The following is a 26,844-nucleotide window of genomic DNA, read 5'->3' as shown; positions in this document are numbered from 1 at the left end:
CGGTCTGACTGCCATCCCCTTTTTCATTTCATCTTCATTGTTGCGGCGCATCGCGCAAAAGTTTTGCCAACCTGACTGACATACATATTTATCCTGGAAGACATCCTGGAGAAGCCAACAATGGGGCTGGAGTCTGGTTATTTCTGCGTTTAGTTTGCTGCACGAGCTTTACCCACGCAGTTTTACAAAACGGAGAACGCCATGCACCGGCAACAAGGATTTACCCTCATTGAACTGATGGTAGTGATCGCGATTATTGCGATCCTCAGTGCCATCGGTATACCCGCTTACCAGAGTTATATCCAGAAGGCCGCCATGACCGACATGCTGCAAACCATGGTGCCGTATAAAACCGGCGTCGAATTGTGTGTGATTGATTCCGGCACTCTGACGGGTTGCGATGCAGGCACTCAGGGAATACCCGCAGCAGCCAGCAGCCGTTACGTCAGCCAGGTGCAAGTCAGCACAGGCGTCATCTCGCTCACCGGACAACAGGCGCTGGAAGGGCTCAGCGTTGTCATGACGCCGGTTGTCGATAATGTGGCCGGAGGGATTGTCTGGAATCGCAGTTGTACGAATGCCGCTAACACGTCGATGGTTGAGGCCTGCGAAAGCGTATTCCGCTTTGACAGTCAGGGAGCAACACAATGACCGATACTCCACTGGTTCCTGTTTCGCCGGTACACAGCGAAAGGCAGCAAAGCGAAGCATCGCTTGAAGCCCTGTGCCAGCGATATAAAGCCGTCATTTTGCATCGTGATCCGCAGATAATTCGCGTTGCCTGCCATGAAAGTGAGGCGGACACGGAATCCCTGAGCAACGTGCTGCGTTTCGCCACCGGATTAAAAGTCCAGCTTGAACGCTGGCCACAGGCGCGGCTGGAACAGGTGATGGAAAAAGGCCATTCAGGATCGCCACAACTTGTCGCGCAGGAAGAGCTCACCCCTTCTGTACCTCGTGATGAGAATGAACTGGATGCCCAAAGCGATGCGCCAGTGATCAATGTACTTAATCAGATCCTCAGGCACGCTATCACCCGCCGCGCATCGGATATTCACTTTGAACCTTTTGAGCACAGTTTCCGGGTTCGCGTCCGGATTGATGGCGTACTACAAGAAATCCCCGGCCCTGAATTTGCAATGGCCGCCGGTATCTGTGCACGTCTGAAAATCATGGGACAGCTCAACGTGGCAGAACGCAGACTGCCGCAGGACGGGCAGCTTTCGGTGATGTTACAAAATCAGCGATATTCCATGCGGGTCTCGTCCCTGCCAACGCTGCACGGCGAAAAAATTGTGCTGCGGATACTCCATATGACGCAGCAGGATCTGTCGATGTCACAGCTGGGATTCACGCCGCGTGATCTCGATTATTTCAAGGCCGCGCTTAAACATCCGCAAGGATTGATTCTGGTCACAGGTCCGACAGGGAGCGGAAAAACAGTCACGCTCTACACAGGTCTGCGACATCTGAATGCCATTACCCGCAATATCTGCAGCGTCGAAGACCCGATTGAGATCCCGGTCAGCGGCATTAATCAGACGCAGATCAACAGCAAAACAGATCTGAGTTTTGCCGGTGTCCTGCGGGCATTATTACGTCAGGATCCTGACGTGATTATGGTCGGTGAAATCCGGGATAAAGAAACTGCTGAGATTGCCGTAAAAGCGGCGCAGACCGGGCATATGGTGCTTTCCACCCTGCATACCAATTCCACCTGCGAGACCCTGACACGTCTCAGGCAAATGGGGATCGAGAGTTTTCATATTGCAGCCAGTTTACGTCTGGTCATTGCACAGCGGCTGGTTCGAAAGCTCTGCCCGCATTGTCGCAAAGCGCATATGTCACTGGTCGAAAAAGGCCCGGATGGCCGCAGCGGTACGTTGCCACTTTGGCTGGCCGCGGGTTGCCATCAATGTTTTTCCGGCTACTACGGGCGTACGGGAATTTACGAGATACTCAATATCACGCCCAGGTTACAGCAGGCACTGGTCGCCGGAGCGGGCGTCACTGAGCTGAGTAAAATCGCCCGTGAGCAGGGGCAGAAAACCTTGCAGGAAGCGGGAATGTTGCTGGTCGAGCAAGGCATTACCTCGCTTGAGGAGCTTTACAGAGTCACCGGCGAAGACACTGGCTTATGAGCGAAATCGGGGCTATTTCTAAAAAATGGAGGCTTTATCAATGGCAGGCAGTTGATACCCAGGGAAGCATTCAGCAAGGCAACAGCATTGAGATAAATAAAGACATCATCTACCAGCAGCTTTTTGCTGCTGGCTTACAGCCGGTCAGTATCAGGATGAGGCAACGCCTGAGAGGAAGTTGTTGGAAAAATCAGGATCGCGTCGCCTTTGTCAGACAGCTGGCGACACTATTGCAGGCCGGATTACCCCTGATGAATAGCCTGACGCTGCTGGGCAATGAGCATACGAAACCGGCATGGAACTGCGTGCTGTTAAATATCGCCAAAGGAGTTCGTGAAGGAAAGCCTCTTTCAGAGATGCTGGGGCATTATCCCGACACGTTCCCTGATATTTACCGGCAAATTATTTCGATTGGAGAACTGACAGGACAACTCGACAAATGCTGCCTGCAACTGGCGAGTCAGCAGGAACAACAGGCGGAGTTAAGAAATAAGGTGAAAAAGGCCCTGCGTTATCCGCTGATTGTCAGTGCAATCGCCACGATTGTTACCCTGCTGATGCTGACCCTGGTGTTGCCTGAGTTTGCGAAAATCTATGCATCCTTTGATGCTAAGTTACCGTGGTTTACTCAGATGTTAATCAACACATCAGAAGCATTAATCACAGCAGGCCCGTGGATAGCAGGAGGATTATTGTTTTGCTGTTTTGGGTATCTGCAAAAAATGCATCCGCACGTACGCTGGAAACGCCGTGAACAGATGCTTCTGCTGCGGTTGCCCCTGACTTCACGGCTGGTCACCGACAGCAGCCTCGGACAGATTTTTCAGACACTGGCCATGACACAACAGGCCGGAATGACGTTAATTGCGGGGCTGGCGGCGGCTTCTGCGTCTGTATCCAATTTGCATTTTCAGGCCGCGCTGAGCCAGATACGTGAGCAGATCATACAAGGGGTTCCGTTACACAAAGCTTTTGTTCAGTCACCACTGTTTCCGAGCTTATGCCATCAATTGATTAAAATCGGTGAGGAGTCAGGTTCTCTCGATGAGTTACTGCAAAAGCTCGCGCAACTGCATAATCATAAGGCGAATTCACTGGCGGATACGTTATCGCAAACCATTGAGCCGGTACTGATGGCGGTAATGGGCGTCATTGTGGGCGGGCTGGTGATTGCAATGTATCTGCCGATATTCCAGCTGGGGTCAGTGATGGGATAGGAAGAGGATAAAGCAGAAGGAGCAGAAAGCGGCGAAATCGAGTCTCGCCGCATCAGCCATTGCCGGCTTATTTGCTGCCGAACAACCGGTTTTCCTGTTCCGCGACGCGGATAAAGGTCGTGCGTTTTGTCAGTTCTTTAAGACGCTCAGCACCCACATAAGTACAGGCAGAACGCAGGCCACCGAGGACATCGCGCACAGTGTTTTCAACCGGACCACGCAGAGGTAATTTCACCGTTTTACCTTCTGCCGCACGGTATTCTGCAACACCACCGACGTGACGTTTCATCGCAGATTCTGAACTCATGCCATAGAAAAGCATGAATTTTTCGCCATTTTCTTCAACGACTGTACCTTCACATTCGTCATGCGCAGCCAGCATACCGCCAAGCATGACGAAATCAGCACCGCCGCCGAAGGCTTTCGCTACATCGCCAGGAACCGCACAGCCGCCATCACTGACAATCTGTCCGCCCAGACCGTGCGCCGCATCTGCACATTCAATTACAGCAGAAAGCTGCGGATAACCCACACCGGTTTTCACGCGAGTGGTACAGACAGACCCTGGACCGATACCGACTTTAACGATATCTGCACCTGAAAGAATCAGCTCTTCAACCATTTCGCCGGTGACCACATTACCGGCACAGATCACTTTATCCGGACAGGCTTCACGAACACGTTGCAGGAAACCGACAAAATGCTCGGAGTACCCGTTCGCTACATCCAGACAAACAAATTGCAACAGCGGGGAAAGAGCCAGAATTTGCAGAGTTTTAACGAAATCCGCTTCTGATGTTCCGGTCGACACCATCACATTGCGCAGGACGGATTCATCCGAAGACGTGATAAATGCCTGCCACTGTTCTACGGTGTAATGCTTATGTACCGCGGTCAAAAGACCGAAAGAAGCCAGAACGGTCGCCATACGGAATGTTCCGACGGTGTCCATGTTCGCGGCAATGATCGGTGTGCCAGACCAGCTGATACCAGAGTGTTTGAATGTGAATGTGCGTTCCAGTTCGACTTCGGAACGACTTTTGAGAGTGGAGCGTTTAGGGCGGATGAGTACGTCTTTAAAACCTAACTTCAAATCTTCTTCAATACGCATGACGGGTTTGTCCTGGTTTGGCGACGGGTCGCTAGGGTGTACAGCAAATTTTTAGACACCCTTTCCAGTGGTTTTATCATACACAGGAAAATGACAACGGCAAGATGGCTTTTGCAACTCACATCACAGACTTTTGATTGTGCTGCTGAATAGTTTTCGCATGAAAAGCGGGACGACGACGGCTTGCACTTAATCACAATCTCTTTATCATTTACCTGTCTAATTTTATCAGAGCATCCGCATGAGCTATATCGTTGCATTGACCGGAGGTATCGGGAGTGGCAAAAGTACAGTTGCCGAAAGTTTCGCCCGCCACGGTGTAAACATTGTCGATGCCGATATTATCGCCCGTCAGGTAGTAGCGCCGGGAGAACCTGCGCTGGATCAGCTCCATCAGCGATTTGGTAACGAAATTATTCTTGCCGATGGCTCACTGAACCGCCCGGCTCTGCGGGAAAAGATATTCAGTTATCCGCCTGATAAAGAATGGGTTAACCAGTTACTGCACCCCATCATTCATGCCAGAACACAGCAGCTTTTTGCACAGGCCGATACGCCCTATGTGCTCTGGGTAGTGCCATTGCTGATTGAAAATGGATTACAGACGCGGGCAAATCGCGTACTGGTAGTGGATGTTGAGCCTCAGATTCAGCTTTCACGCACCCTACTTCGCGACAGAATTAGTCGTCAGCAGGCAGAAAATATTATTGCTGCGCAGGTAAGTCGTGAAAAGCGGCTGGCCTGTGCGGATGACATCATTGATAACAGCGGTGACCCGAAATCCATTGAACCGCGTGTTGCCCTATTACATTGCCGCTATCTGGAATTTGCGGCATCAGTAAACAGACAGGATATTGCCAAGCATGACTGATGTAGCTGCAACCGTTCTTTTTGAACATCCCCTGAATGAGAAAATGCGCACCTGGCTGCGTATCGAGTTTTTGTTGCAACAGATGCACTCTAATGCACAAATCACTTCCATTGCTTCTGCCCTGTTATTTTTCCGTACCGCATCTGATTTGCTCGACGTACTGGAGCGCGGAGAAGTCCGTACTGATTTACTGAAAGAACTGGAACGCCAGCAACAAAAATTATCCCAGTGGAAAGACGTTCCGGGCGTGGATCTTTCAAGAGTTGACGGCCTGCGTAGCGAGCTCAAACAGTGCGCCTCCGTGCTGATGAAAGCCCCACGCATCGGACAGGCGCTGAAGGAAGATCGCCTGATTGCCCTGGTCCGCCAGCGTCTGAGTATTCCAGGTGGCTGCTGTAGTTTTGATCTCCCGACGCTGCACATATGGCTGCATCTGGCTCAGTCCCAGCGTGACAGCGAAGTTAAAAACTGGCTCGAAACGCTCGCCCCGCTGAATAACTCACTCACTATGGTTTTGGGGCTGATCCGCCAGTCTGGCGCGTTTCGTAATCAGATCAGCCTGAATGGTTTTTTCCAGGACAACGCAGAAGGCGCAGATCTGTTACGATTGCGCCTCTCGATGGAAAACCAACTTTATCCGCAAGTATCCGGGCATAAAACCCGTTATGCCATTCGCTTTTTACCCCTGGACAGCGAACATGGCGTGGTTCCCGCGCGACTGAATTTCGAACTTGCCTGCTGCTAGGAGTTGCACATGGATCCTGAAATTATTGAAGTAAATTGCCCGACGTGTGGCAAAACGGTGGTTTGGGGCGAACAAAGCCCTTTCCGCCCTTTTTGTTCCAAGCGCTGCCAGTTGATTGATCTCGGTGAATGGGCCGATGAAGAGAAACGCATCCCGAGTAAAGGCGATGTGAATGACCTGGACGACTGGAGTGAAGAAGAGATTTAAGTCAAATCATGAGTATGCAAAAAGGGGCTTTGGCCCCTTTTTTGATCATGTCATCCACAACAAGTGCGTCATCAGTACTGATTGTTTTTAAGGGCCGTTACGATGGCTTCGTTAGCCGGAGGAAACTCTTCCTCTTTCAAATCAGACTGTGCAACCCAGCGTTTAGGCTGCCCTTCTTTGCCATAAGGTTCACCTTGCCACTCTTCCACCAGGAAGAAATGCAACGTGATGATGCGGTCGGGGAAACGATGCTCCAGCGTTTTCAGCAGTACCGGTGATTGCGCATCGATTCCAACTTCTTCCTGCAATTCGCGGATCACTGCCTGATCCGGCGTTTCACCTGCTTCAATTTTCCCGCCGGGAAACTCCCAGAAACCTGCCATATGCGATGACACATCGCGCTGAGTAATAAAGATTTCTTTCTGAGCATTACGAATAATGCCGACTGAGATATTCAGTTGTTTAAGCGTCACAGTATCCACCTATCCGCTGACTGCAAAGACTGTCCTGTACGAACTTTTAGACAAAATTAAAGGCGGTGATTAGCCGCCTTTAAGATTAACACGATGACTTAGCCTGATATGTTACTTTTGCAGGCGGCCATGGCATTGTTTGTATTTTTTACCGGAACCGCATGGGCACAGATCGTTACGTCCCACTTTGCGTTCACCGGAGGCAGCCAGACGTGCGGCTTCCGCCACTTCGATTTCCTGCTGATCCTGATGACTCAGCTGCTGCTGACGGGCCAGATGTTCCGCTTCTTCACGGCGCTGGATTTCCATCGCTTCAATTTCTTCAGGCATACGCACCTGAACTTTGCTCAGCACGCTGACCACTTCATATTTCAGGGATTCCAGCATCGCAGCAAACATCGCGAAGGACTCACGTTTGTATTCCTGCTTAGGATCCTTTTGCGCGTAACCGCGTAAGTGGATGCCCTGACGCAGATAATCCATCGCTGCCAGATGCTCTTTCCAGAGGGAATCGAGGGTCTGCAACATTACGCCTTTCTCGAAGTTACGCATCATTTCAGCGCCAACCACTTCTTCTTTACGGGCGTAAGACTCTTTCGCGAGTTCCATGATACGTTCGCGAAGGGTTTCTTCATGCAGTTCCGGCTCTTTATCCAGCCACTCAGAAATCGGCATTTCCAGCTCGAAATCGTTTTTCAGGCGCTCTTCCAGACCTTTCACATCCCACATTTCTTCCAGAGACTGTGGTGGAATGTAGCTGTCGATAGTCGCTTTGAACACATCTTCACGGATGCTGGCAATGGTTTCGCTCACATCAGACACGTCCAGCAGTTCGTTACGCTGGCTGTAGATCGCACGACGCTGATCGCTCGCCACATCATCGTATTCCAGCAATTGCTTACGAATATCGAAGTTACGGCTTTCAACTTTACGCTGAGCGTTGGCAATCGCTTTGGTCACCCATGGGTGCTCAATCGCTTCGCCTGGTTTCATACCCAGTTTACGCATCATGCTTGATACACGGTCAGACGCGAAGATACGCATCAGGGCATCTTCCATAGACAGGTAGAAGCGTGATGAACCGGCATCACCCTGACGACCCGCACGACCGCGCAACTGGTTATCGATACGACGTGATTCGTGACGCTCGGTACCAATGATGTGCAAACCACCAGAAGCCAGAACCGCGTCATGGCGAATCTGCCATGCGGATTTAATTTCAGCAATTTTCTCGTCGGTCACTTCTTCGCCCAGGTTTTCAACTTCAACCTGCCAGCTGCCGCCCAGCACGATATCGGTACCACGACCCGCCATGTTGGTAGCGATGGTTACTGCGCTTGGCTGACCCGCCTGTGCAACGATGTCTGCTTCTTTGGCGTGGAATTTGGCGTTCAGAACGCTGTGAGCGATGCCCGCTTTCGTCAGCTCGTTAGAAACCACTTCTGACTTTTCAATCGAAATGGTACCGACCAGAACCGGCTGGCCCTTAGCGGTACACTGACGGATATCTTCGATAATCGCGCCAATTTTTTCCATCTCAGTCATGTACACCAGGTCGGCCATGTCTTTACGCACCATAGGGCGGTTAGTTGGCACAACAATGGTATCCAGTTTGTAGATAGAGCTGAATTCGAATGCTTCGGTATCCGCAGTACCGGTCATACCGGCCAGTTTTTCGTACAGACGGAAGTAGTTCTGGAAGGTGATAGAAGCCAGCGTCTGGTTTTCGTTCTGAATCTCAACGCCTTCTTTAGCTTCTACTGCCTGATGCAGACCGTCGGACCAGCGACGGCCTTGCATGGTACGGCCGGTGTGTTCATCGACGATAATGACTTCACCGTCTTTCACGATGTAATCGACATCGCGGGTGAACAGCACGTGTGCGCGCAGTGCCGCAGTCACGTGGTGCATCAGCATGATGTTAGTCGGGGAATACAGAGATTCACCTTCTTCCATGATGCCTGCTTCTACCAGCATTTCTTCGATCAGCACCAAACCACGTTCGGTCAGGTGAACCTGACGCGCTTTCTCATCCACAGAGAAGTGGCCTTCACCCTGGAAGGTGTCGGAATCCTCTTTTTCCTGACGGATCAGTTTAGGGATCAGTTTGTCCACGCGGGTGTACATTTCTGAGCTATCTTCAGCAGGACCGGAGATGATCAGCGGAGTACGTGCTTCATCGATCAGGATGGAGTCAACCTCATCCACCAGCGCGTAGTGCAGTTTACGCTGTACACGTTCTTCCGGGCTGAATGCCATGTTGTCGCGCAGGTAGTCAAAGCCGTATTCGTTGTTTGTACCGTAAGTGATGTCAGCAGCGTAAGCAGCACGCTTAGCCGGTGAAGGCATACCCGGCAAGTTGATGCCGATGCTCAGACCGAGGAATTCAAACAACGGACGGTTATTTTCGGCGTCACGCTGGGCTAAATAGTCATTGACGGTCACGACGTGAACGCCCTTTCCGCTCAGTGCGTTCAGGTAAGCTGGCAGCGTTGCAGTCAGCGTTTTACCTTCACCGGTACGCATTTCCGCGATGCAACGCTCGTTCAGAACCATACCGCCGAGTAACTGCACGTCAAAGTGACGCATCCCGAACACACGTTTACTGGATTCACGCACCACAGCAAAAGCTTCCGGGATCAGGTTTTCCAGCACTTCACCTTTTGCCAGACGCTCACGGAACTCATTGGTTTTCGCCTGCAGTTGCTCGTCGGTCAACTTTTGAATTTCAGGTTCCATGCGGTTGATCAGATCAACAACTTTACGCATGCGACGCAGTGTACGATCGTTACGGCTACCAAAAACTTTGGTCAATAATTTGATTAACATTATGCTTAATATCTCTTGGAGGCCATCTAAAAATGGCCACTAATTTATTGATTTATAGATAGAGTTTGAAATTACAGTCTGTTAAATCAGGAAGGTTGGCCCAGCACGAATACCTTGTACCTGTGCTAACCACAGGCCGGTCTGGTGCGGTAAAGAGAAGGTAAGGAAAGGTTGTTGCGTCTGACGGATGATAACCGGTGGCTTGGATTCATGGGTCAGTAAAGCATTCAGAGTGACCAGCAGGGCCAGTTGCTGAACGTGTAATGGTCCGGCTTCTTCAGCGACCACTTCCGGCGCGGCAACGGTATAAACCACCTGCGGAGCCAGAGCAAAAGAGAGATGACGGATAACTGTGCGCAACGCATGTTGCTGCCAGTAATCCACACCAAAAGACGGGCGGCGGTTCGCCTGGAGCAATGCAAGATTACTCAGCCCTGTACTACTGATGTTAAGACGGTTTAGACTTGAGGACGTATTGGGAACAGCAGGCAGTTCCGTTTGCGACAGGTTCGTTGACACGCCAAGGCTGGCCGCGACCATCCCCAAAAGGAGATGCGGCCAAAAATACCTTCTGCCAAATTGTCGCCAACGATTTAGAATGCCAATCACAAGTTTACAATCCGCCGGAGCCCGTCATGCGCGATAGTCGCCCACAATTATTAGATATCCTGTTCGATGACGCTTCTTCCACAGAGCAAAGCCCGCTGCGTATTGTTCAACAGCGTGCTGCGGCGTTATTAAAACTCAACCGCGCAGTCAAAGGTCTGTTACCGGCGCCCATGCAACCATGGTGTCGTGTCGGTAATTATCGACAGGGTGTTTTAGTACTCGAGATTGCTAATGCCAGCTGGATGATGCGATTACGCTATGAACAACCTGCATTACTCTCTGCACTTCGAGCGCAAATTCTACCATCTTTGTCATCAATCGACATCAGGATTAATCCTTCGCTCATGTCGAAAATGGAAAATGCTTCGCAGATTGCGATTAAAAATAAAGCAATCGCTTCAGAGTCCATGCCTGTCAGACATTTGAGTGCGCAAAGTGCTGAAGAATTAAGAGGACTGGCGAGCCGTAGCCCGGAAAAACTGAGGAAGGCATTAGAACGACTGGCTGAATTGGCCGGAGAGGGTGCCAAAACAACCAGTCGTAATAAGTAATACGAGTATCGATTACGCCATTACTGTGGAAGGCGCTTTAAAAGCCAGTGGCAATTCAGCTTCATCCTGGAAGGTGACTAATTCCCAGGCTTCCTGCTTAGCCAATACCGCTTGCAATAACTTGTTGTTCAACGCGTGGCCAGACTTGAATGCGGTAAACGCACCAATGATGTTATGCCCACACATGAACAAGTCACCGATAGCATCCAGCATTTTGTGACGAACGAATTCATCTTCAAAACGCAGGCCATCTTCGTTAAGCACGCGATAATCATCCACAACGATAGCGCAATCAAAGCTGCCACCCAGGCACAAACCACGTGACTGCAGGTACTCGATATCACGCATGAAACCAAAAGTACGTGCGCGGCTAATTTGGCGAACAAATGCTTCTGCGGAGAAGTTCATTTTGTAGCGCTGAGAGCTGGAATCGATCGCCGGGTGGTTGAAGTCGATAGTGAAGTCCAGAGAGAAACCATTGAATGGTTTGAACTCAGCCCACTTATCACCGTCTTCAACACGCACGGTTTCTTTGATGCGCAAGAATTTCTTGGCGCTGTTCAGCTCTTCAATCCCTGCATCCATCAGCAGATAGACGAAAGGTGCAGCACTACCGTCCATAATCGGCACTTCAGGCGCATCGACTTCGATAACAATGTTATCAATGCCCAGGCCAGCTAATGCCGCATTAAGGTGTTCAACCGTAGAAATACGTACGTCATGCTCATTAACCAGGCAAGTACAGAGCATGGTATCACGCACGGATTTTGCATCTGCCGGGAAATCAACCGGTGGATTCAAGTCAGTGCGACGATAGATGACCCCGGTATTTGCCGGTGCAGGACGCAGAGTCAGGGTGACTTTCTTGCCGGTATGTAAACCGACGCCCGTCGCCTGAACGATACGTTTTAATGTACGTTGTTTGATCATCGTTTTTATCTCGCAATGTTTATCCATCCAACCGACCTAAGCATACCTTAAGGTCGGCGGGACAGTTTAGCACAAAGAGCGGAGATCCTACAATTCGGACTAGTCTGCCTGCTTACGCAGGAAGGCAGGGATGTCCAGATAGTCGGGCTCTTTATTAGATTGCGCGCTTTGATCATTGACCACTTTAGCAGCGGGTTTCGTTTCCTGCGGCAGCGGAGACATCCCGTGCTGCTGATAACGATGATCCATCACTGGCTGTGCGGCTGGCTTATTTGTCACCAAAGTGATTTCAGGACGTTTGTCCATGCCAATACCGGTCGCAACCACGGTGACGCGCAATTCGTCATTCATTTCCGGGTCAAGGGAAGTACCGATAACCACGGTAGCGTTGTCAGAGGCGAAAGCACGGATAGTGTTACCCACAGTTTCAAACTCATCCAGACGCAGGTCGAAGCCAGCGGTGATGTTGACCAGAACGCCGCGAGCGCCTGACAGGTCGATATCTTCCAGCAGCGGGCTGGAGATCGCCATTTCAGCCGCTTCTTCAGCACGGTCTTCACCACATGCCACGCCGGAGCCCATCATGGCATAACCCATTTCAGACATAACGGTGCGCACGTCAGCGAAGTCGACGTTCATCAGACCCGGACGGGTGATCAGCTCTGCGATACCCTGCACCGCGCCTTTCAGCACGTCGTTGGCCGCACCGAAGGCGTCCAGCAGAGAGATACCGCGACCCAAAACTTTTAACAGCTTGTCGTTCGGGATAGTGATCAGGGAGTCCACATGCTTGGACAGTTCAGCGATACCCTGCTCGGCGAATGCCATACGCTTTTTGCCTTCGAAATTGAAAGGCTTAGTCACGACAGCAACGGTCAGAATACCTAAATCTTTAGCTACTTCAGCAACCACTGGCGCTGCACCGGTACCGGTACCGCCGCCCATGCCCGCTGCGATAAAGACCATGTCAGCACCTTCAAGCGCAGCGCGCAGGGCTTCACGGTCTTCTTCTGCAGAATTGCGACCCACTTCCGGGTTCGCACCAGCACCCAGACCTTTGGTAATACCGCTACCGATCTGAATAGTCTGGCCTACTGCCGTTTTACGTAACGCCTGTGCGTCGGTGTTAACGGCGAAGAATTCAACACCTTCGATGCGCTCGCGCACCATGTGTTCGACAGCGTTGCCACCGCCACCGCCGACGCCGATGACTTTAATCACCGCGTCATTGGTCAGTTCCATAGGTTCAAACATAGTTTCTCTCCGTTTTGTGCCTGTCGCGTCGGGATCAAAAACCTTAACAGCATGATCCCGTTGTTAAACCATTAAAACTCTTTTCTCAGCCAGCTGTTGATTCGTTTGAACCAGTTGCCCACTGAGGCGCGTTTTTCCACTTCGGCCTCACCGCTCAGGTGAGACTCCTTCCCGTAGTGCAGCAGCCCTACAGCCGTTGAGTAGTAAGGTTCCTGCGCATAATCTGTCAGCCCGGTGATGTTCAGGGGTTGCCCGATACGCACCTGGGTATGGAATACCCGCTGCGCACAGGCTGCCAGACCATCAATTTGTGCTGCACCGCCTGTCAGAACAATACCGGCGGCCAGATGATGTTTTACGCCTTGCTGGCGTAACTGCTCCTGCAATTGCAAAATTTCGTCGTTCACTAAATTCAGCAATTCTGTGTAACGTGGCTCGATAACTTCAGCCAGTGTCTGACGTTGCAGACTGCGTGGTGGACGTCCACCTACGCTCGGCACTTCGACGTTTTCGTCTTTGCCGACAATCGAACCTAATGCACAACCGTGGCGAACTTTGATCGCTTCGGCATCGGTCGGTGGTGTACCAAACGCATAAGCGATGTCGCTGGTGACCACGTTCCCGGCATAAGGGATAACCTTAGTATGACGTAGTGCGCCGCCGGTATAAACCGCGATATCCATGGTTCCGCCACCAATATCGACCACACACACACCTAATTCACGCTCATCTTCGGTCAGAACGGCATAACTGGCGGCCAGACCGGCAAAAATGAGCTGGTCAACTTTTAAGCCGCAGCGTTCTACCGCTTTAACAATGTTCTTCGCCATATCGTTATGGCAGGTAATCAGGTGAACTTTAGCCTGCATACGCACGCCGGAAAGTCCGACCGGGTTTTTGATCCCTTCCTGATAATCAATGGCATATTCCTGAGGGATCACATGCAGAACCCGATGTTCATCACGCACACGCACAGATTTTGCGGTATGCACGACGTTCTCTACATCTTCCTGTGTGACTTCCTCTTCTGAAATAGGAACCATCCCTATTTCATTCTGACAACTGATATGTTTACCAGACAAAGCAAGGTAAACAGAGGAAATCTGGCAATCCGCCATCAGTTCAGCCTGATCGATGGCGCGCTGTACGCATTTCACCACCGATTCCAGATCATTCACGCCACCCTTGTCCATGCCACGGGATGGGCAACTGCCCACGCCGATAATATTGACCATGCCATCGGGCAGAACTTCCCCCACCAATGCGGCGACCTTTGCCGTACCGATCTCCAGCCCAACTACCAGTTTTCTGTCCGTCGACTTGATCATTGTTGTTTAGCCTGTGCCTGATTCTGTTGCTGATTACTGTTTTGCTGGTCAATAAACTCTGGCGCCCAACCTACCGACGCACCGCTGTCATAACGTAAATCGACATAAGTGATGCGTTTCTTATCGGCCTCTGCCTGTTGCTGGAATCGCGGGTAGAGCTCGATAAAACGTTGTAAACGCCCCATCCGGTCATCTCTCCCCAATTCCAGCCGGACGTCATTATCCAGAGTTAACTGCCACGAGTGACGCGCACTCATTGCCACTGCTTTCAACTGGAACTTACCGGCGGCCAGCGCCTGGCTCATTGTTTGAAAGCCCTGCAAAACATCCTGTTCGCTGCCTTCCGGACCGTAAAGCAACGGCATTTTCTGTTTGACCACACGTTCAGCGGGTATGCTGAAAGATTTGCCCTCGGCATCTACCATATGCAAATCATTCCAGTGTGCGACCGGCACATACTCCACCAGGTGTATCTTCAATTCATTCGGCCATTGCTTACGGACGCTGACCTGTTTTATCCAGGGTAAACGCTCAATCTGCTGCTGAATGACGTTTACATCCTGCGTCATGAACGTTCCCGGAGCCCCTAAGGACAGGATCGCCTGACGAATATCATCATTGGTCGTGTAATGACGTTCCCCGGTAACCACTAACTGGGACAACGGCAGTCGGTTCGCATCCTGCATCCAGCCAACAACGGCCCACGCACTCCATAAAATCGTTCCTACAACCAACAACAGAAACACGATCCCAGCCAGCTGGCCACCGTTACTGCGACGGCCGTTGTTTTCGACCGTCTCACGCTCTCGGGTATTCAGGGCGGCTTGAGACATATCAGTCCGCCAGTGCCAGAATACGGGAAACGAGCTGCGGGAAACTTAACCCGGCGTGTTTGGCTGCCATTGGCACCAGACTGTGGCTGGTCATGCCCGGCGACGTATTTACTTCCAGCAGGTTAAAGCTGCCGTCGCTGTCTTGCATCACGTCAACACGCCCCCAGCCGCTGCAATCGAGCGCCTGATACGCCTGCAATGCCAGCGCAGAAAGCTGTTGTTCCTGTGCTTCGCTTAAACCGCTCGGACAGAAGTAATGTGTTTCATCAGACAAATATTTTGCCTGATAGTCATAAAATGTTCCGGCTGGCTGGATGCGAATGGAGGGCATCACGTCGTCACCCACGATGGCGACCGTGTATTCCGGGCCGCTCAGCCATTTTTCAATCAGTACGTTATCGTCATGGCGGAAGCCTTCCTGCAGGGCTGGCAGCAACTCTTTTTCCGTAGTCACTTTGCTCATGCCAACGCTGGAACCTTCGCGGCTGGGTTTGACGATTACCGGCAGACCCAGTTCGGCGATTTTTGCCGCCAGAGCGCCCTGCCCTGCTTCTTCAATTTGTGAACGATGCAGTACAACAAACGGTGCGACTGGTAAACCTGACGCCTGCCACACCAGTTTGGTGCGGAATTTATCCATAGTCAGCGCAGACGCCATTACACCGCTGCCGGTATAAGGCAAACCGATTTGTTCCAGCAAGCCCTGCAACGTACCGTCTTCACCGCCGCGACCGTGCAATGCGATAAAGACTTTGCTGAAGCCTTCTTCTTTAAGAAGCGCCACATTAAACGTTTTGGTATCGATGCCGTGAGCATCAATGCCTGATTCACGTAAGCCAGCCAGCACTGCGGCGCCGGACTGTAATGACACATCGCGTTCTGCGGAAGTACCACCCAACAATACTGCTACTTTCTCAGACATGATGTTCTTCACCTTTCTTCACTGGTTGCAGCTTTTGATCAGCCAATTTACGGGCCACTCTGCCGACATTACCGGCGCCCTGAACCAGAACTAAATCGTCACCTTCGAGGATCTGCGCCAGACTTTCCGGCACGGCTTCAATATCAGAAACCAAAATAGGATCCAATTTTCCGCGCGCACGGATGGTGCGGCACAGCGAGCGGCTGTCAGCGCCAGGGATGGGCGCTTCACCAGCCGGATAAACATCCAGCATGATCAGCACATCAACCTGAGACAGCACATTCGCAAAATCGTCGTACAAATCACGGGTACGCGTGTAACGGTGCGGCTGGAAAATCATCACCAGACGCTTATTCGCCCAACCTGCCCGTGCGGCTTTGATCGTCGCATCGACTTCCGTCGGATGGTGACCGTAGTCATCAACCAGCATCGCGCTACCGGCTTTGCCGTTCACATTTTCCAGCGCATATTCGCCCAGGAAATCGAAACGACGGCCTGTACCCTGGAAACCTGCCAGCGCGCGAAGAATGGCGTCATCACTGATCCCTTCATCTGACGCAACGGCTACTGCGGCCGCGGCGTTCAGGGCGTTATGACGGCCCGGCGCATTCAGCGTCACGCTTATCAGCGGCAAGTCCTGACGGCGCAGCGTAAAGTGTCCTTGCGCGCCGACCTGGCGGTAATTTTCGATAATTACATCCGCGTCTTCGCTGAAACCGTAAGTCGTCATATGACGGCCCACGCGTGGGATCAGCTCGCGGATCACCGGATCATCAATGCACATCACTGCACGTCCGTAGAATGGCAGGTTGTGCAGGAAATTAATGAACGTCTGCTTCAGGATTTCAAAGTCACCCTGATACGTATCCATATGATCCGCTTCGATGTTGGTCACAATTGCCACCATCGGTTGCAGATGAAGGAATGACGCATCACTTTCATCTGCTTCAGCAATCAGGAAACGGCTTGATCCCAGACGCGCATGGGTACCCGCCGCTTTGACCAGTCCGCCGTTAACGAATGTCGGATCCAGACCGGCTTCAGCATAAATACTGGTGACCATCGCTGTGGTCGTCGTTTTGCCGTGCGTACCTGCCACGGCGATACCGTGACGAAAACGCATCAGCTCAGCGAGCATTTCCGCGCGGCGGATCACAGGTATTCGCGCTTCACGTGCGGCAACGATTTCCGGGTTATCGGAAGAGATTGCCGTGGATACCACGACTACGCTGGCATCCAGCACGTTCTCAGGACGGTGATTAAAATAAATCGTCGCGCCCAGAGCGGTCAGTTGCTGTGTTACTGCGTTCGGCGCCAGATCGGAACCACTGATCTGATAGCCTTCATTTGCCAACACTTCGGCGATACCACCCATGCCGGCACCACCGATGCCAACAAAGTGAATGTGCCGGACACGATGCATCTCGGGCACGAAGGTACGCAGTTTCGCCAATTGTTGTGTATTCACGTTTTTATTCACTATTTCAGGTTACTGATTAATCCGTTTCTTACGGCTGGGACCACACACTGCATGGCCCGTTCAATTTCATTTTTTACTGGCGGCAACCACTTCTGCGGCTACACGCTCTGTCGCATCAGGAATAGCGGCTGCACGCGCAGCTTTTGCCATTTGCATCAGATGGGTTCTGTCCCATCCGGCCATCAGATCAGCGACGGCTGCGGCACTAAAGTCTTTCTGTTCAATAATTTTTGCAGCACCCGCTTTTTCCAGCGGCAATGCGTTCCAGTACTGCTGGCGGTCTTTATGCTGGAATGGCACAAAAATAGCCGGCAAACCTGCGGCAGCAATTTCACTGACCGTTAACGCGCCGGAGCGACAAACCACCACATCTGCCCAGGCATAAGCTGCTGCCATGTCATCAATGAATTCGGTGACTTTGTGCTGAGTCTGACCGACTTTTTCGTAAGCCTGATTCACTGACTCCAGCGCACCTTTACCGACCTGATGCCACAACGTAATTTTATCGCCCATCAGCGCCGCCACTTCCGGCATGCTCTGATTAAGCACCCGCGCACCCTGACTGCCGCCAATCACTAAGACTCTGATCGGGCCTTCGCGTCCGGCTAAGCGCGTTTCCGGCAATTCCAGTGCCAGCACATCCGTGCGTACCGGATTTCCCACGACATCCGCTTTCGGAAAAGCACCGGGGAACGCCTGCAATACTTTGGTAGCAATGTGCGACAACCCTTTGTTGGTCATGCCCGCAATGCCGTTTTGTTCGTGCAGCACCACCGGAATACCCAGTGACCATGCCGCCAGACCGCCGGGGCCGGAAACGTATCCGCCCATGCCTAACACCACATCTGGCTGAAAGCGTTTCATGATGGCCTTCGCCTGACGCCACGCATGATATATGCGAATCGGGGCGGTGAGTTGCGCTTTCAGACCTTTCCCACGTAATCCAGAGATTTTAATGAAATCAATATCAATGCCGTGTTTCGGCACAAGATCCGCTTCCATCCGGTCTGCTGTACCGAGCCAGCGAACTTCCCAACCTTGCGCGATAAGGTGATGCGCCACAGCCAGCCCCGGAAACACATGTCCACCGGTACCGCCAGCCATCACCATTAAACGCCGGGTATTGCCACTCATCGGGCACTCCTTACAAACGCCTGGGCTTTTGCCAGCCGCGTTTCAAAATCCACTCGCAGCAATAACACGATTGCCGTCGACATAATGATTAAGCTCGAACCACCGTAACTGATCAGCGGCAGCGTCAGACCTTTGGTCGGCAACATCCCCGCCGCCGCGCCCACATTGACCAGCGCCTGGAAGCTAAACCACACGCCGATAGAACAGGCCAAAAATCCGGAAAAACGCTGATCAATCTCTAATGCACGGCGCCCGATGGACATCGCGCGAAAAGCGACGAAGAATACCATCAACAGGGCCAAAACCACACCGAAATACCCCAGTTCTTCACCCAAAATGGAGAAGATAAAGTCGGTATGCGCTTCCGGTAAATACTCCAGTTTCTGTACTGAATTCCCTAAGCCCTGTCCCCAGAATTCACCACGGCCAAATGCCATCAGCGACTGGGTTAACTGGTAGCCGCTACCAAACGGGTCGGCCCACGGATTCCAGAAAGAGGTAACACGGCGCATACGGTAGGGTTCGGCAAGAACCAGCAGCACAACCGCAAACGCACCGGAACCGATAATCGCCAGGAACTGCCACATTTTCGCCCCCGCCAGGAATAACATCGCCAGCGTGGTGATAAACAATACGACGACGGTACCCAGGTCAGGCTGAGCCAGCAGTAAAACGGCCAGCACGACCATCACGCCCATCGGTTTGCAAAAACCCCAGAAGTTGCTGCGTACTTCATCTACCTTGCGCACCAGATAACTGGCGAGATAGCAAAACAGCGACAGCTTCGAGAACTCAGCAGGCTGAATACGCAATGGCCCGAGTGAAATCCAGCGCGAGGCCCCGTTGACGGAGCTACCGACCACCAGAACCACCAGCAGCATCACTACAGACAGCAGCAACAGCACGTTGCTGTACTTCTGCCAGACGGCCATCGGCACCCGAAGCGTTACCAGCGATAAACCAAAAGCCAGACCGAGATAAATGGCATCACGTTTAGCAAACAGGAACGGATCGTCTGCCAGACGCTGACCGATAGGCATGGAAGCGGACGTCACCATCACAAAACCCACGATCGCCAGACCAAAGGTCAGCCACAGTAACGTCCGGTCGTAAAGTACCAGCGTGACCGAGTCGCTTTCCTTGGCGCCCATCACCCAGTCATTAAATTTTGCGATGAGGCTCAGCCCCGGAATACGCAACCGCATCAGCCCAGCTCCTTCGCCAGCGCGGTGAAGACATCACCACGTTGTTCAAAACTGCGAAACTGATCCAGACTCGCGCAAGCCGGAGACAGGAGAACCATATCGCCGGAAGTCACGTGCTGACTGATTTCCCGCATCGCCTGTTCCATTGTTTCAAACAGGGAGGAAACATCAGGTCGCAACTCAGCAAGCTCCGCGCCATCACGGCCAAAGCAATAAATACGCAAATTATCGCCCTGCAGATAACGCGTCAGCGGTGCGAAATCAGCAGATTTTCCGTCTCCGCCCAGCAGCAGATGTAACGTCCCTTCAACCTGCAAACCGTTCAGCGCCGCTTCAGTGCTGCCCACATTGGTGGCTTTGGAATCATTAATCCAGCGCACGCCGTTGTGGTGCCAGGCTATCTGAAAACGGTGAGCCAGGCCGGTAAAAGTGGTCAGCGCTTTCAGGCTGGACGCATGAGGAATATTCACCGCATCTGCCAGCGCCAGAGCAGCCAGCGCATTAGTGTAGTTGTGGCGTCCGGTCAGCGGCATTTCACGGGTATTCAGCACTTTTTCACCATGAACACGCAGCCAGATATCATCCTGCTGACGGGTCAGATGGTAATCACCCACATCGACACCAAAACTCACACAACGTTTATCCGCGCCACGCACCGGCATGGTCAGCGCATCGTCCGCGTTAACAACACACAACGCAGCGTTTTCATACACTTTCAGTTTTGCCGCACGGTATTGCTGCAAACCAAACGGATAGCGATCCATATGATCTTCAGTCACGTTCAGAATGGTCGCCGCCGCCGCGTGAAGGCTGTGCGTGGTTTCAAGCTGGAAGCTGGAAAGCTCAAGCACGAACAGATCGTATTCATGATCCAGCATGGTCAGCACCGGCAGGCCGATATTGCCGCCCACGCCGACGCGCCAGCCCGCGGCTTTCGCCATTTCGCCCACCAGCATGGTGACGGTGCTCTTACCGTTAGAACCGGTGATGGCGACAATTGGTGTCGTCGTTTCACGGCAAAACAGTTCGATATCACCCACTATTTCCACGCCTGCATCAGCAGCAGCGATCAGTGCCGGCGTCGCCAGCGCAACGCCCGGACTGGAAATAATTAAATCTGCATCCAGCAGCCAGTCTTCGTTGAGCGAACCCAGGTGACGCTCAATGTTATCCGCCAGTTTATCGAGTCCTGGCGGGCTGACGCGGGTATCAATGACACGCGGCATCACGCCACGTGCTACAAAGAAATCAACACAGGACAGGCCGGTAAGACCCAGCCCGATGATGACCACTTTTTTACCCTGATAGTCAGCCATAATTACCGTACCTTCAGCGTCGCCAGGCCAATCAGCACCAGCATCAGCGAAATAATCCAGAAGCGCACGATGACGCGCGGTTCCGGCCAGCCTTTAAGTTCGTAGTGATGATGGATAGGCGCCATACGGAAAATGCGCTGTCCACGTAACTTGAAGGACCCAACCTGCAGGATCACCGACAGTGTTTCGACCACGAACACACCGCCCATAATCACCAGTAAGAATTCCTGACGCAGCAATACGGCGATGGTACCCAGCGCACCGCCCAGAGCCAGAGAGCCGACATCGCCCATGAATACTTGTGCCGGATAGGTGTTGAACCAGAGGAATCCAAGCCCGGCACCGACGATCGCCGTACACACGATCACCAGTTCACCGGCATGACGCAGATAAGGGATGTGCAGATAGCTGGCGAAGTTCATGTTACCGGTTGCCCATGCCACCAGCGCAAAACCTGCTGCGACGAAGACCGTTGGCATAATCGCCAGACCGTCCAGACCATCGGTCAGGTTGACGGCGTTACTGGTTCCCACGATCACGAAGTAGCTCAGCAGGATGTACATCAGACCGAGCTGCGGCATGATGTCTTTAAAGAACGGCACCACCAGTTCAGTCGCAGGCGTATCTTTACCAATGGCATACATGGTGAATGCCGCCGCCAGCGCGATGACTGACTGCCAGAAGTATTTCCAGCGTGCAATCAGGCCCTTGGTGTCTTTGCGCACGACTTTGCGGTAGTCATCGATAAAGCCCACGATGCCGTAACCAATCAGAACAAACAGCACGCACCACACATACGGATTGGACGGATACGCCCACATCAGTACAGAAATTGTGATCGACGCCAGAATCATCAGGCCGCCCATCGTTGGCGTACCGCGTTTACTGAAATGCGACTCAGGACCGTCGTTACGGACAACCTGACCGAAAGACATTTTTTGCAGACGGGCAATCATGCGCGGCCCGATCCACAGCGACAGGAACAACGCGGTCAGCAGGCTGACAATGGCGCGAAACGTCAGATAGGAAAAGACGTTGAAGCCGGAATAATATTTGACCAAGTGTTCGGCCAGCCAAACTAACATGTTGCATTCTCCTGTAACGCGCGTACTACCTGCTCCATTGCGGCACTACGTGAACCTTTAATTAAAACGGTAATTACCGCGTGTTCAGACAGTAAGCTCGTTAAACGGGCCGTCAGGGCTGCCTTATCCTCTAAATGCTCACCACATCCGCTGACATCACTGATGATGCGGCTGTCATGACCAATACTGAATACTTTGTCGATACCGGCGTCGCGGATGGCTTCGCCGACCTGACGGTGGCAGCTTTCGCTTTCTGCGCCCAGTTCCGCCATATCGCCCACCGCCATCACGCGGTAGCCAGGCATTTCAGAAAGCACCTGCGCCGCGGCTGTCATGGAACCCACGTTGGCGTTGTAGCTGTCATCAAGCAGGGTTTTACCTTCGCTAAGTGCGATTGGGAATAAACGCCCTTTGACAGATTGCAGGGTCGCCAGACCCGCGCGCACGTTCTCCGTCGATGCACCGACGGACATTGCCAGCGCAGCCGCAGCCAGTGCGTTAGCGATGTTGTGACGACCGGGGACCGGCAGCGAGACATTAATGCTGCCCTGAGGAGAATGCAGAGTGAACGCGGTATTCAGCGGACTGATTTTTACATCAGTCGCACTGAAATCGATGCCTTCACCGAAAGTCGGGGAGAAACGCCAGACGGTTTTACTGTCCAGCTTATGCTGCCAGTTCGCCCAGTCGTTGTTGTCGGCATTGATCACGGCGATGCCGTCTTCCGGCAGGCCATCGAAAATCTCGCCTTTCGCCCGTGCGACCCCCGCCAGGGAACCGAAACCTTCGAGATGCGCAGCTGACAGGTTATTCACCAGTGCCGTTTCAGGCCGTGCCAGCGCAGTCGTATAGGCGATTTCACCAAGATGATTCGCGCCCATTTCGATGACGGCAAAATCATGTTCAGCGGTCAGGCGCAGCAAGGTGAGCGGAACACCGATGTCGTTATTGAAGTTTCCTGCGGTGTACAGCACGTTGCCGCACTCACGCAAAATAGCCGCAGTCATCTCTTTTACAGATGTCTTGCCGGATGAACCAGTCAGGCCGACGACACGGGCCGGAACCTGCTGACGCACCCAGCCACCCAGTTGCCCGAGAGCAATGCGGGTGTCGGCAACCACTAACTGAGGAACCTCCACCGGTAAGCGCTTACTCACCAGCAAAGCCCCTGCGCCGGCTTTTACGGCGTCAGCAGCAAAGTCATGGGCATCAAATTTTTCGCCTTTCAGCGCGATAAACAAAGCGCCCTGGGTGACCTGACGGGTGTCCGTGGTCACACTGTCGATTTGAGTATCTGTGCCGATGAGCTCAGCGTTGAGCACATCTGTCAGAGTTTGCAGGGAAACCCGGATCATGCGATCACCCCCAGCAAACGTGCAACCGTGACGCGGTCGGAATAATCGAGGCGTTGATTACCGACCAGCTGGTAGTCTTCATGCCCTTTACCGGCAATCAGCACAACGTCTTCTTCTTTCGCCTGCATAATTGCGCTGGTTACGGCTTCTGCGCGACCATGAATTTCCTGCGCACGTCCTGCATCAAGCAGGCCAGCAAGGATATCGGCGACGATAGCACGCGGCTCTTCACTGCGTGGATTGTCATCGGTGACGATCACGCGGTCAGCGTATTGCTCCGCAATGCCGCCCATCAGCGGACGCTTGCCTTTATCACGGTCACCGCCGCAACCAAACACACACCACAGCGTACCGCGACAATGCAAACGGGCAGCCGCCAGTGCTTTTTCCAGCGCGTCAGGCGTATGAGCGTAATCAACGACAGCGGTAGGTTTGCCCGGTGCATTGAAGACTTCCATGCGGCCGCAAACCGGTTGTAGCTGAGAAGCCGTAGCCAGTAATTGCGCCAGCGGATAATCCAGGGAAAGCAGCGTTGCCAGCGCAACCAGCAGGTTGCTGACGTTAAATGCGCCCATAAGGCGACTATCAAACTTACCTTCGCCCCAGCTTGAATCGATATTTACGGTAGCGCCGTTATCGTGATAATTCACGCTGCGCGCCACCAGCCAGCGGCCTTTCCAGCCTTCCGGGATTTTGTCTTCCATACTGACGGCGACAGCATCAGGCGTTTTCGCTAACCAGCGCGCCCCGACTTCATCGTCAGCATTAATGATTTTCTGACCCACCTGATGCGAGGAGAAAAGCTGCCATTTGGCGTCTTCGTAACTCTGCATATCACCGTGATAATCAAGATGATCACGGCTCAGGTTGGTGAATGCCGCCGCGGCAAAGGGCAATGCGGCAACACGATGCTGAACCAGACCGTGGGAAGACACTTCCATCGCGGCAAAGGTTGCGCCCTGTTTCACCAGATCGGCCAGAATGTGCTGAACCTGCACGGCAGAACCGGTGGTGTTTTCTGCGGGTACCACGTTATCCAGCAAACCATTGCCGACGGTGCCCATCACGGCGCTGGTTTCGCCCAGTAACTGGCTCCACTGCGCCAGCAACTGCGTGGTGGTGGTTTTACCGTTGGTACCGGTTACGCCAACCAGACGTAACGCTTTGCCCGGTTGCTGGTAAAAACGTCCCGCCAGTTCTGACAGCAGGACGTTGAGATCTTCGAGATAAATGACCGGTACACCATGCATCTGGCAAACCGTTCCGTGTTCTTGTTCACCCTTTGCCTCGGCCACGACGGCAGCGACGCCCTGGGCAATTGCCTGGGGAATAAAACGACGCCCGTCACTGGTATGGCCTGAAACCGCGACAAACAGATCGCCGGCAGCCGCAACGCGGCTGTCCAGAATCATGTCTTTTAGCGCTGCTGCCGGGGCATCACTCACCCAGGGCGCTAAGATGTCGCGCAAATTACGATCTGCCACCTGAAGCCTCTTTTTGATTATTCACTATGTCTGCGTTTTCATCGGCAGTCAGCGCATCCGGTTCAACGTTCATGGTACGCAATACGCCGCCCATGATGGCGCCAAACACTGGTGCGGAAACGGCCCCACCGTAATATTTCCCTGCTTGTGGATCGTTAATGACCACCACAAGCGCAAATCTTGGATTGCTTGCTGGCGCAACGCCGGCGGTATAGGCAATGTATTTGTTAACGTATTTACCGTCCGGACCGACTTTCTTCGCGGTACCCGTTTTTATCGCAATACGGTAACCCTTGATCGCGGCCTTCACGCCACCGCCGCCAGGCAATGCGACGCTTTCCATCATATGTACGACGGTACGCACCAGCGGTTCAGGGAAGACACGTTCGCCGGATACCGGCGGATCAACTTTCGTGATCGACAATGGGCGATAAATGCCCATGCTGCCGATCGTTGCGTAGACTCGCGCTAACTGGAGAGGTGTCACCATTAGCCCGTAGCCGAAAGAGAAGGTGGCCCTCTCTATGTCAGACCACCGTTGTTTTTTAGGGTATATGCCACTGCTTTCTCCAACCAGCCCCAAATTGGTTGGTTTTCCCAATCCGAATCGCGAGTAAGTATCTACCAGCTCAGCGGAGGGCATCGATAACGCCAGTCGTGAAACACCGACGTTACTCGACTTCTGCAAGATGCCCGTGACGGAAAGCTCACCGTAACGCGCAACATCTTTAATCTCATGGCCATTGATCCGATACGGCAGGGTGTTCAGCACGCTGTTTTCGCGGACCACACCGTTTTTCAGTGCCGTCATCACCACCATCGGTTTCACTGTAGAACCCGGCTCAAAAATGTCGGTGATGGCACGGTTACGCATCACATCTTTCGGGGTATCCGGCATGTTGTTTGGGTTGTATGAAGGGCTGTTCGCCATCGCCAGCACTTCACCGGTCTGGACATCAACCAGCACGGCAGTACCTGATTCGGCTTTGTTAAACGCCACCGCATTATTCAGTTCGCGGTAAACCAGCGCCTGTAAACGCTCGTCGATACTCAGTGCGAGGTTGTGGGCGGCCTGACTGTCGACAGTAGAAATATCTTCGATAACGCGACCAAAGCGGTCTTTACGAATGGTACGTTCACCGGGTTTACCGGTCAGCCAGCGGTCAAAACTCTTCTCAACGCCTTCAATGCCTTCGCCATCAATGTTGGTCACGCCGATAACATGTGACGTCACCTGCCCGGCCGGATAATAACGGCGCGATTCCTGACGCAGGGAAATCCCCGGCAGTTTGAGTTTATGGACATATTCGCCAACGGCAGGGTTAACCTGACGGGCAAGGTATACGAAGCGGCCGTTTGGATTGGCATTAATGCGGGCGGAAAGCTGGGCAAGCGGCATGTTCAGCGCGTCAGCCAGTGCCTTCCATTTGGTATCGACGGTAATGCCGCCGCGATCGTTAATTTCTTTCGGGTCTGCCCAGATAGCATTGACCGGAACGCTGACCGCCAGAGGGCGACCGGAACGATCGGTAATCATGCCACGCGAAGTAGGAATGGTTTGTACGCGCAGGGAACGCAGATCCCCTTCTCTCACCAGCTTATCCGGGTTAATGACCTGCAGGTATGCCACACGCAACATCAGGCCAACCAATGCCAGCAGGATACAGGCGCACAACAACGCAAAACGCCAGCTAATAAAGCTGGCTTGATCTTCTGGACGCTTTAACTTCGCGGTGCGTGTTGCTTTCATTAGCTGCCTGTATT

General features: G+C 52.8%; 24 protein-coding genes. 7 read left to right on the top strand and 17 right to left on the bottom strand.

Going from position 1 to position 26,844, the window contains the following annotated elements; all coding sequences use genetic code 11:
* Positions 1-201 precede the first annotated feature (201 nt).
* From ppdD to hofC, 3 genes are read left to right on the top strand one after another with little or no spacing between them, the layout of a single operon-like run.
* On the top strand, positions 202-651 hold the full coding sequence (ppdD, locus tag EC840_RS19755; protein WP_112286932.1) for a prepilin peptidase-dependent pilin: 450 nt from the start codon (positions 202-204) through the stop codon (positions 649-651).
* Entirely contained in the window at positions 648-2,141 is a 1,494-nt protein-coding gene (gene gspE, locus EC840_RS19750) for a type II secretion system protein GspE (protein ID WP_132966695.1), read from the top strand. The genes ppdD and gspE overlap by 4 nt, the downstream gene beginning before the upstream one ends.
* A complete protein-coding gene (gene hofC / locus EC840_RS19745; protein ID WP_132966693.1) occupies positions 2,138-3,358 on the top strand; it encodes a protein transport protein HofC in 1,221 nt (406 codons plus the stop codon). The genes gspE and hofC overlap by 4 nt, the downstream gene beginning before the upstream one ends.
* A gap of 67 nt (positions 3,359-3,425) precedes the next feature.
* Here the strand turns inward: hofC and EC840_RS19740 are convergent, their stop codons facing one another.
* Entirely contained in the window at positions 3,426-4,469 is a 1,044-nt protein-coding gene (locus EC840_RS19740; protein WP_132966691.1) for a GMP reductase, read from the bottom strand.
* Between the two features lie 241 nt (positions 4,470-4,710).
* Here EC840_RS19740 and coaE point away from each other — a divergent pair, with 241 nt between their 5' ends.
* From coaE to yacG, 3 genes are read left to right on the top strand one after another with little or no spacing between them, the layout of a single operon-like run.
* Entirely contained in the window at positions 4,711-5,340 is a 630-nt protein-coding gene (coaE, locus tag EC840_RS19735; RefSeq protein ID WP_113876348.1) for a dephospho-CoA kinase, read from the top strand.
* Positions 5,333-6,085: a cell division protein ZapD gene (gene zapD / locus EC840_RS19730; RefSeq protein WP_113876347.1), complete on the top strand. Its 753-nt coding sequence runs from the start codon at positions 5,333-5,335 to the stop codon at positions 6,083-6,085. Before coaE ends, zapD begins: the two co-directional genes overlap by 8 nt.
* A 9-nt stretch (positions 6,086-6,094) precedes the next feature.
* Positions 6,095-6,292, top strand: a complete 198-nt coding sequence (yacG, locus tag EC840_RS19725) for a DNA gyrase inhibitor YacG (protein WP_112286938.1) — start codon at positions 6,095-6,097, stop codon at positions 6,290-6,292.
* A gap of 71 nt (positions 6,293-6,363) precedes the next feature.
* Here the strand turns inward: yacG and mutT are convergent, their stop codons facing one another.
* The 3 genes from mutT to secM all read right to left on the bottom strand — a co-directional run bounded on the left by mutT (position 6,364) and on the right by secM (position 10,203).
* Complete coding sequence (mutT, locus tag EC840_RS19720; RefSeq protein ID WP_132966689.1) at positions 6,364-6,765, bottom strand: 8-oxo-dGTP diphosphatase MutT; 402 nt, start codon at positions 6,763-6,765, stop codon at positions 6,364-6,366.
* A gap of 111 nt (positions 6,766-6,876) precedes the next feature.
* Positions 6,877-9,594: a preprotein translocase subunit SecA gene (secA, locus tag EC840_RS19715; protein ID WP_132966687.1), complete on the bottom strand. Its 2,718-nt coding sequence runs from the start codon at positions 9,592-9,594 to the stop codon at positions 6,877-6,879.
* 81 nt (positions 9,595-9,675) lie between these two features.
* A complete protein-coding gene (secM, locus tag EC840_RS19710; RefSeq protein ID WP_112286940.1) occupies positions 9,676-10,203 on the bottom strand; it encodes a secA translation cis-regulator SecM in 528 nt (175 codons plus the stop codon).
* A gap of 26 nt (positions 10,204-10,229) precedes the next feature.
* Here secM and EC840_RS19705 point away from each other — a divergent pair, with 26 nt between their 5' ends.
* A complete protein-coding gene (locus EC840_RS19705; protein ID WP_112286941.1) occupies positions 10,230-10,754 on the top strand; it encodes a DUF721 domain-containing protein in 525 nt (174 codons plus the stop codon).
* A gap of 12 nt (positions 10,755-10,766) precedes the next feature.
* Here the strand turns inward: EC840_RS19705 and lpxC are convergent, their stop codons facing one another.
* From lpxC to EC840_RS19640, 13 genes are all read right to left on the bottom strand, one after another.
* On the bottom strand, positions 10,767-11,684 hold the full coding sequence (gene lpxC, locus EC840_RS19700) for a UDP-3-O-acyl-N-acetylglucosamine deacetylase (RefSeq protein WP_112286942.1): 918 nt from the start codon (positions 11,682-11,684) through the stop codon (positions 10,767-10,769).
* A gap of 99 nt (positions 11,685-11,783) precedes the next feature.
* Positions 11,784-12,938: a cell division protein FtsZ gene (gene ftsZ / locus EC840_RS19695; RefSeq protein ID WP_112286943.1), complete on the bottom strand. Its 1,155-nt coding sequence runs from the start codon at positions 12,936-12,938 to the stop codon at positions 11,784-11,786.
* Positions 12,939-13,009: 71 nt separating this feature from the next.
* The gene (gene ftsA / locus EC840_RS19690) at positions 13,010-14,266 is read right to left on the bottom strand and encodes a cell division protein FtsA (protein WP_009634688.1); all 1,257 of its coding nucleotides are present in this window, start codon (positions 14,264-14,266) and stop codon (positions 13,010-13,012) included.
* A complete protein-coding gene (ftsQ, locus tag EC840_RS19685; RefSeq protein ID WP_112286944.1) occupies positions 14,263-15,099 on the bottom strand; it encodes a cell division protein FtsQ in 837 nt (278 codons plus the stop codon). The genes ftsA and ftsQ overlap by 4 nt, the downstream gene beginning before the upstream one ends.
* Before the next feature lies 1 nt (position 15,100).
* Positions 15,101-16,021 (bottom strand): D-alanine--D-alanine ligase, encoded by a 921-nt coding sequence (locus EC840_RS19680; RefSeq protein ID WP_132966685.1) that lies wholly within the window; start codon positions 16,019-16,021, stop codon positions 15,101-15,103.
* Entirely contained in the window at positions 16,014-17,489 is a 1,476-nt protein-coding gene (gene murC / locus EC840_RS19675; RefSeq protein ID WP_113876410.1) for a UDP-N-acetylmuramate--L-alanine ligase, read from the bottom strand. Before murC ends, EC840_RS19680 begins: the two co-directional genes overlap by 8 nt.
* A 78-nt stretch (positions 17,490-17,567) precedes the next feature.
* The gene (murG, locus tag EC840_RS19670; RefSeq protein WP_120161922.1) at positions 17,568-18,635 is read right to left on the bottom strand and encodes an undecaprenyldiphospho-muramoylpentapeptide beta-N-acetylglucosaminyltransferase; all 1,068 of its coding nucleotides are present in this window, start codon (positions 18,633-18,635) and stop codon (positions 17,568-17,570) included.
* Complete coding sequence (gene ftsW, locus EC840_RS19665; RefSeq protein WP_112286947.1) at positions 18,632-19,840, bottom strand: cell division protein FtsW; 1,209 nt, start codon at positions 19,838-19,840, stop codon at positions 18,632-18,634. Before ftsW ends, murG begins: the two co-directional genes overlap by 4 nt.
* Positions 19,840-21,156, bottom strand: coding sequence for a UDP-N-acetylmuramoyl-L-alanine--D-glutamate ligase (gene murD / locus EC840_RS19660; protein WP_129639721.1), 1,317 nt, complete (start codon positions 21,154-21,156; stop codon positions 19,840-19,842). The genes ftsW and murD overlap by 1 nt, the downstream gene beginning before the upstream one ends.
* Positions 21,157-21,158: 2 nt before the next feature.
* Entirely contained in the window at positions 21,159-22,241 is a 1,083-nt protein-coding gene (gene mraY / locus EC840_RS19655) for a phospho-N-acetylmuramoyl-pentapeptide-transferase (RefSeq protein WP_112286949.1), read from the bottom strand.
* A complete protein-coding gene (murF, locus tag EC840_RS19650) occupies positions 22,235-23,596 on the bottom strand; it encodes a UDP-N-acetylmuramoyl-tripeptide--D-alanyl-D-alanine ligase (RefSeq protein ID WP_132966683.1) in 1,362 nt (453 codons plus the stop codon). Before murF ends, mraY begins: the two co-directional genes overlap by 7 nt.
* On the bottom strand, positions 23,593-25,080 hold the full coding sequence (gene murE / locus EC840_RS19645) for a UDP-N-acetylmuramoyl-L-alanyl-D-glutamate--2,6-diaminopimelate ligase (protein ID WP_132966681.1): 1,488 nt from the start codon (positions 25,078-25,080) through the stop codon (positions 23,593-23,595). Before murE ends, murF begins: the two co-directional genes overlap by 4 nt.
* Complete coding sequence (locus tag EC840_RS19640; RefSeq protein ID WP_112286952.1) at positions 25,067-26,830, bottom strand: peptidoglycan glycosyltransferase FtsI; 1,764 nt, start codon at positions 26,828-26,830, stop codon at positions 25,067-25,069. The genes murE and EC840_RS19640 overlap by 14 nt, the downstream gene beginning before the upstream one ends.
* Between the last annotated feature and the right edge of the window lie 14 nt (positions 26,831-26,844).

This window comes from Rahnella sp. JUb53 (assembly GCF_004346065.1).
Taxonomy (GTDB): Bacteria; Pseudomonadota; Gammaproteobacteria; order Enterobacterales; family Enterobacteriaceae; genus Rahnella; species Rahnella variigena.
This window is presented reverse-complemented; position numbering and strand designations above follow the sequence as displayed.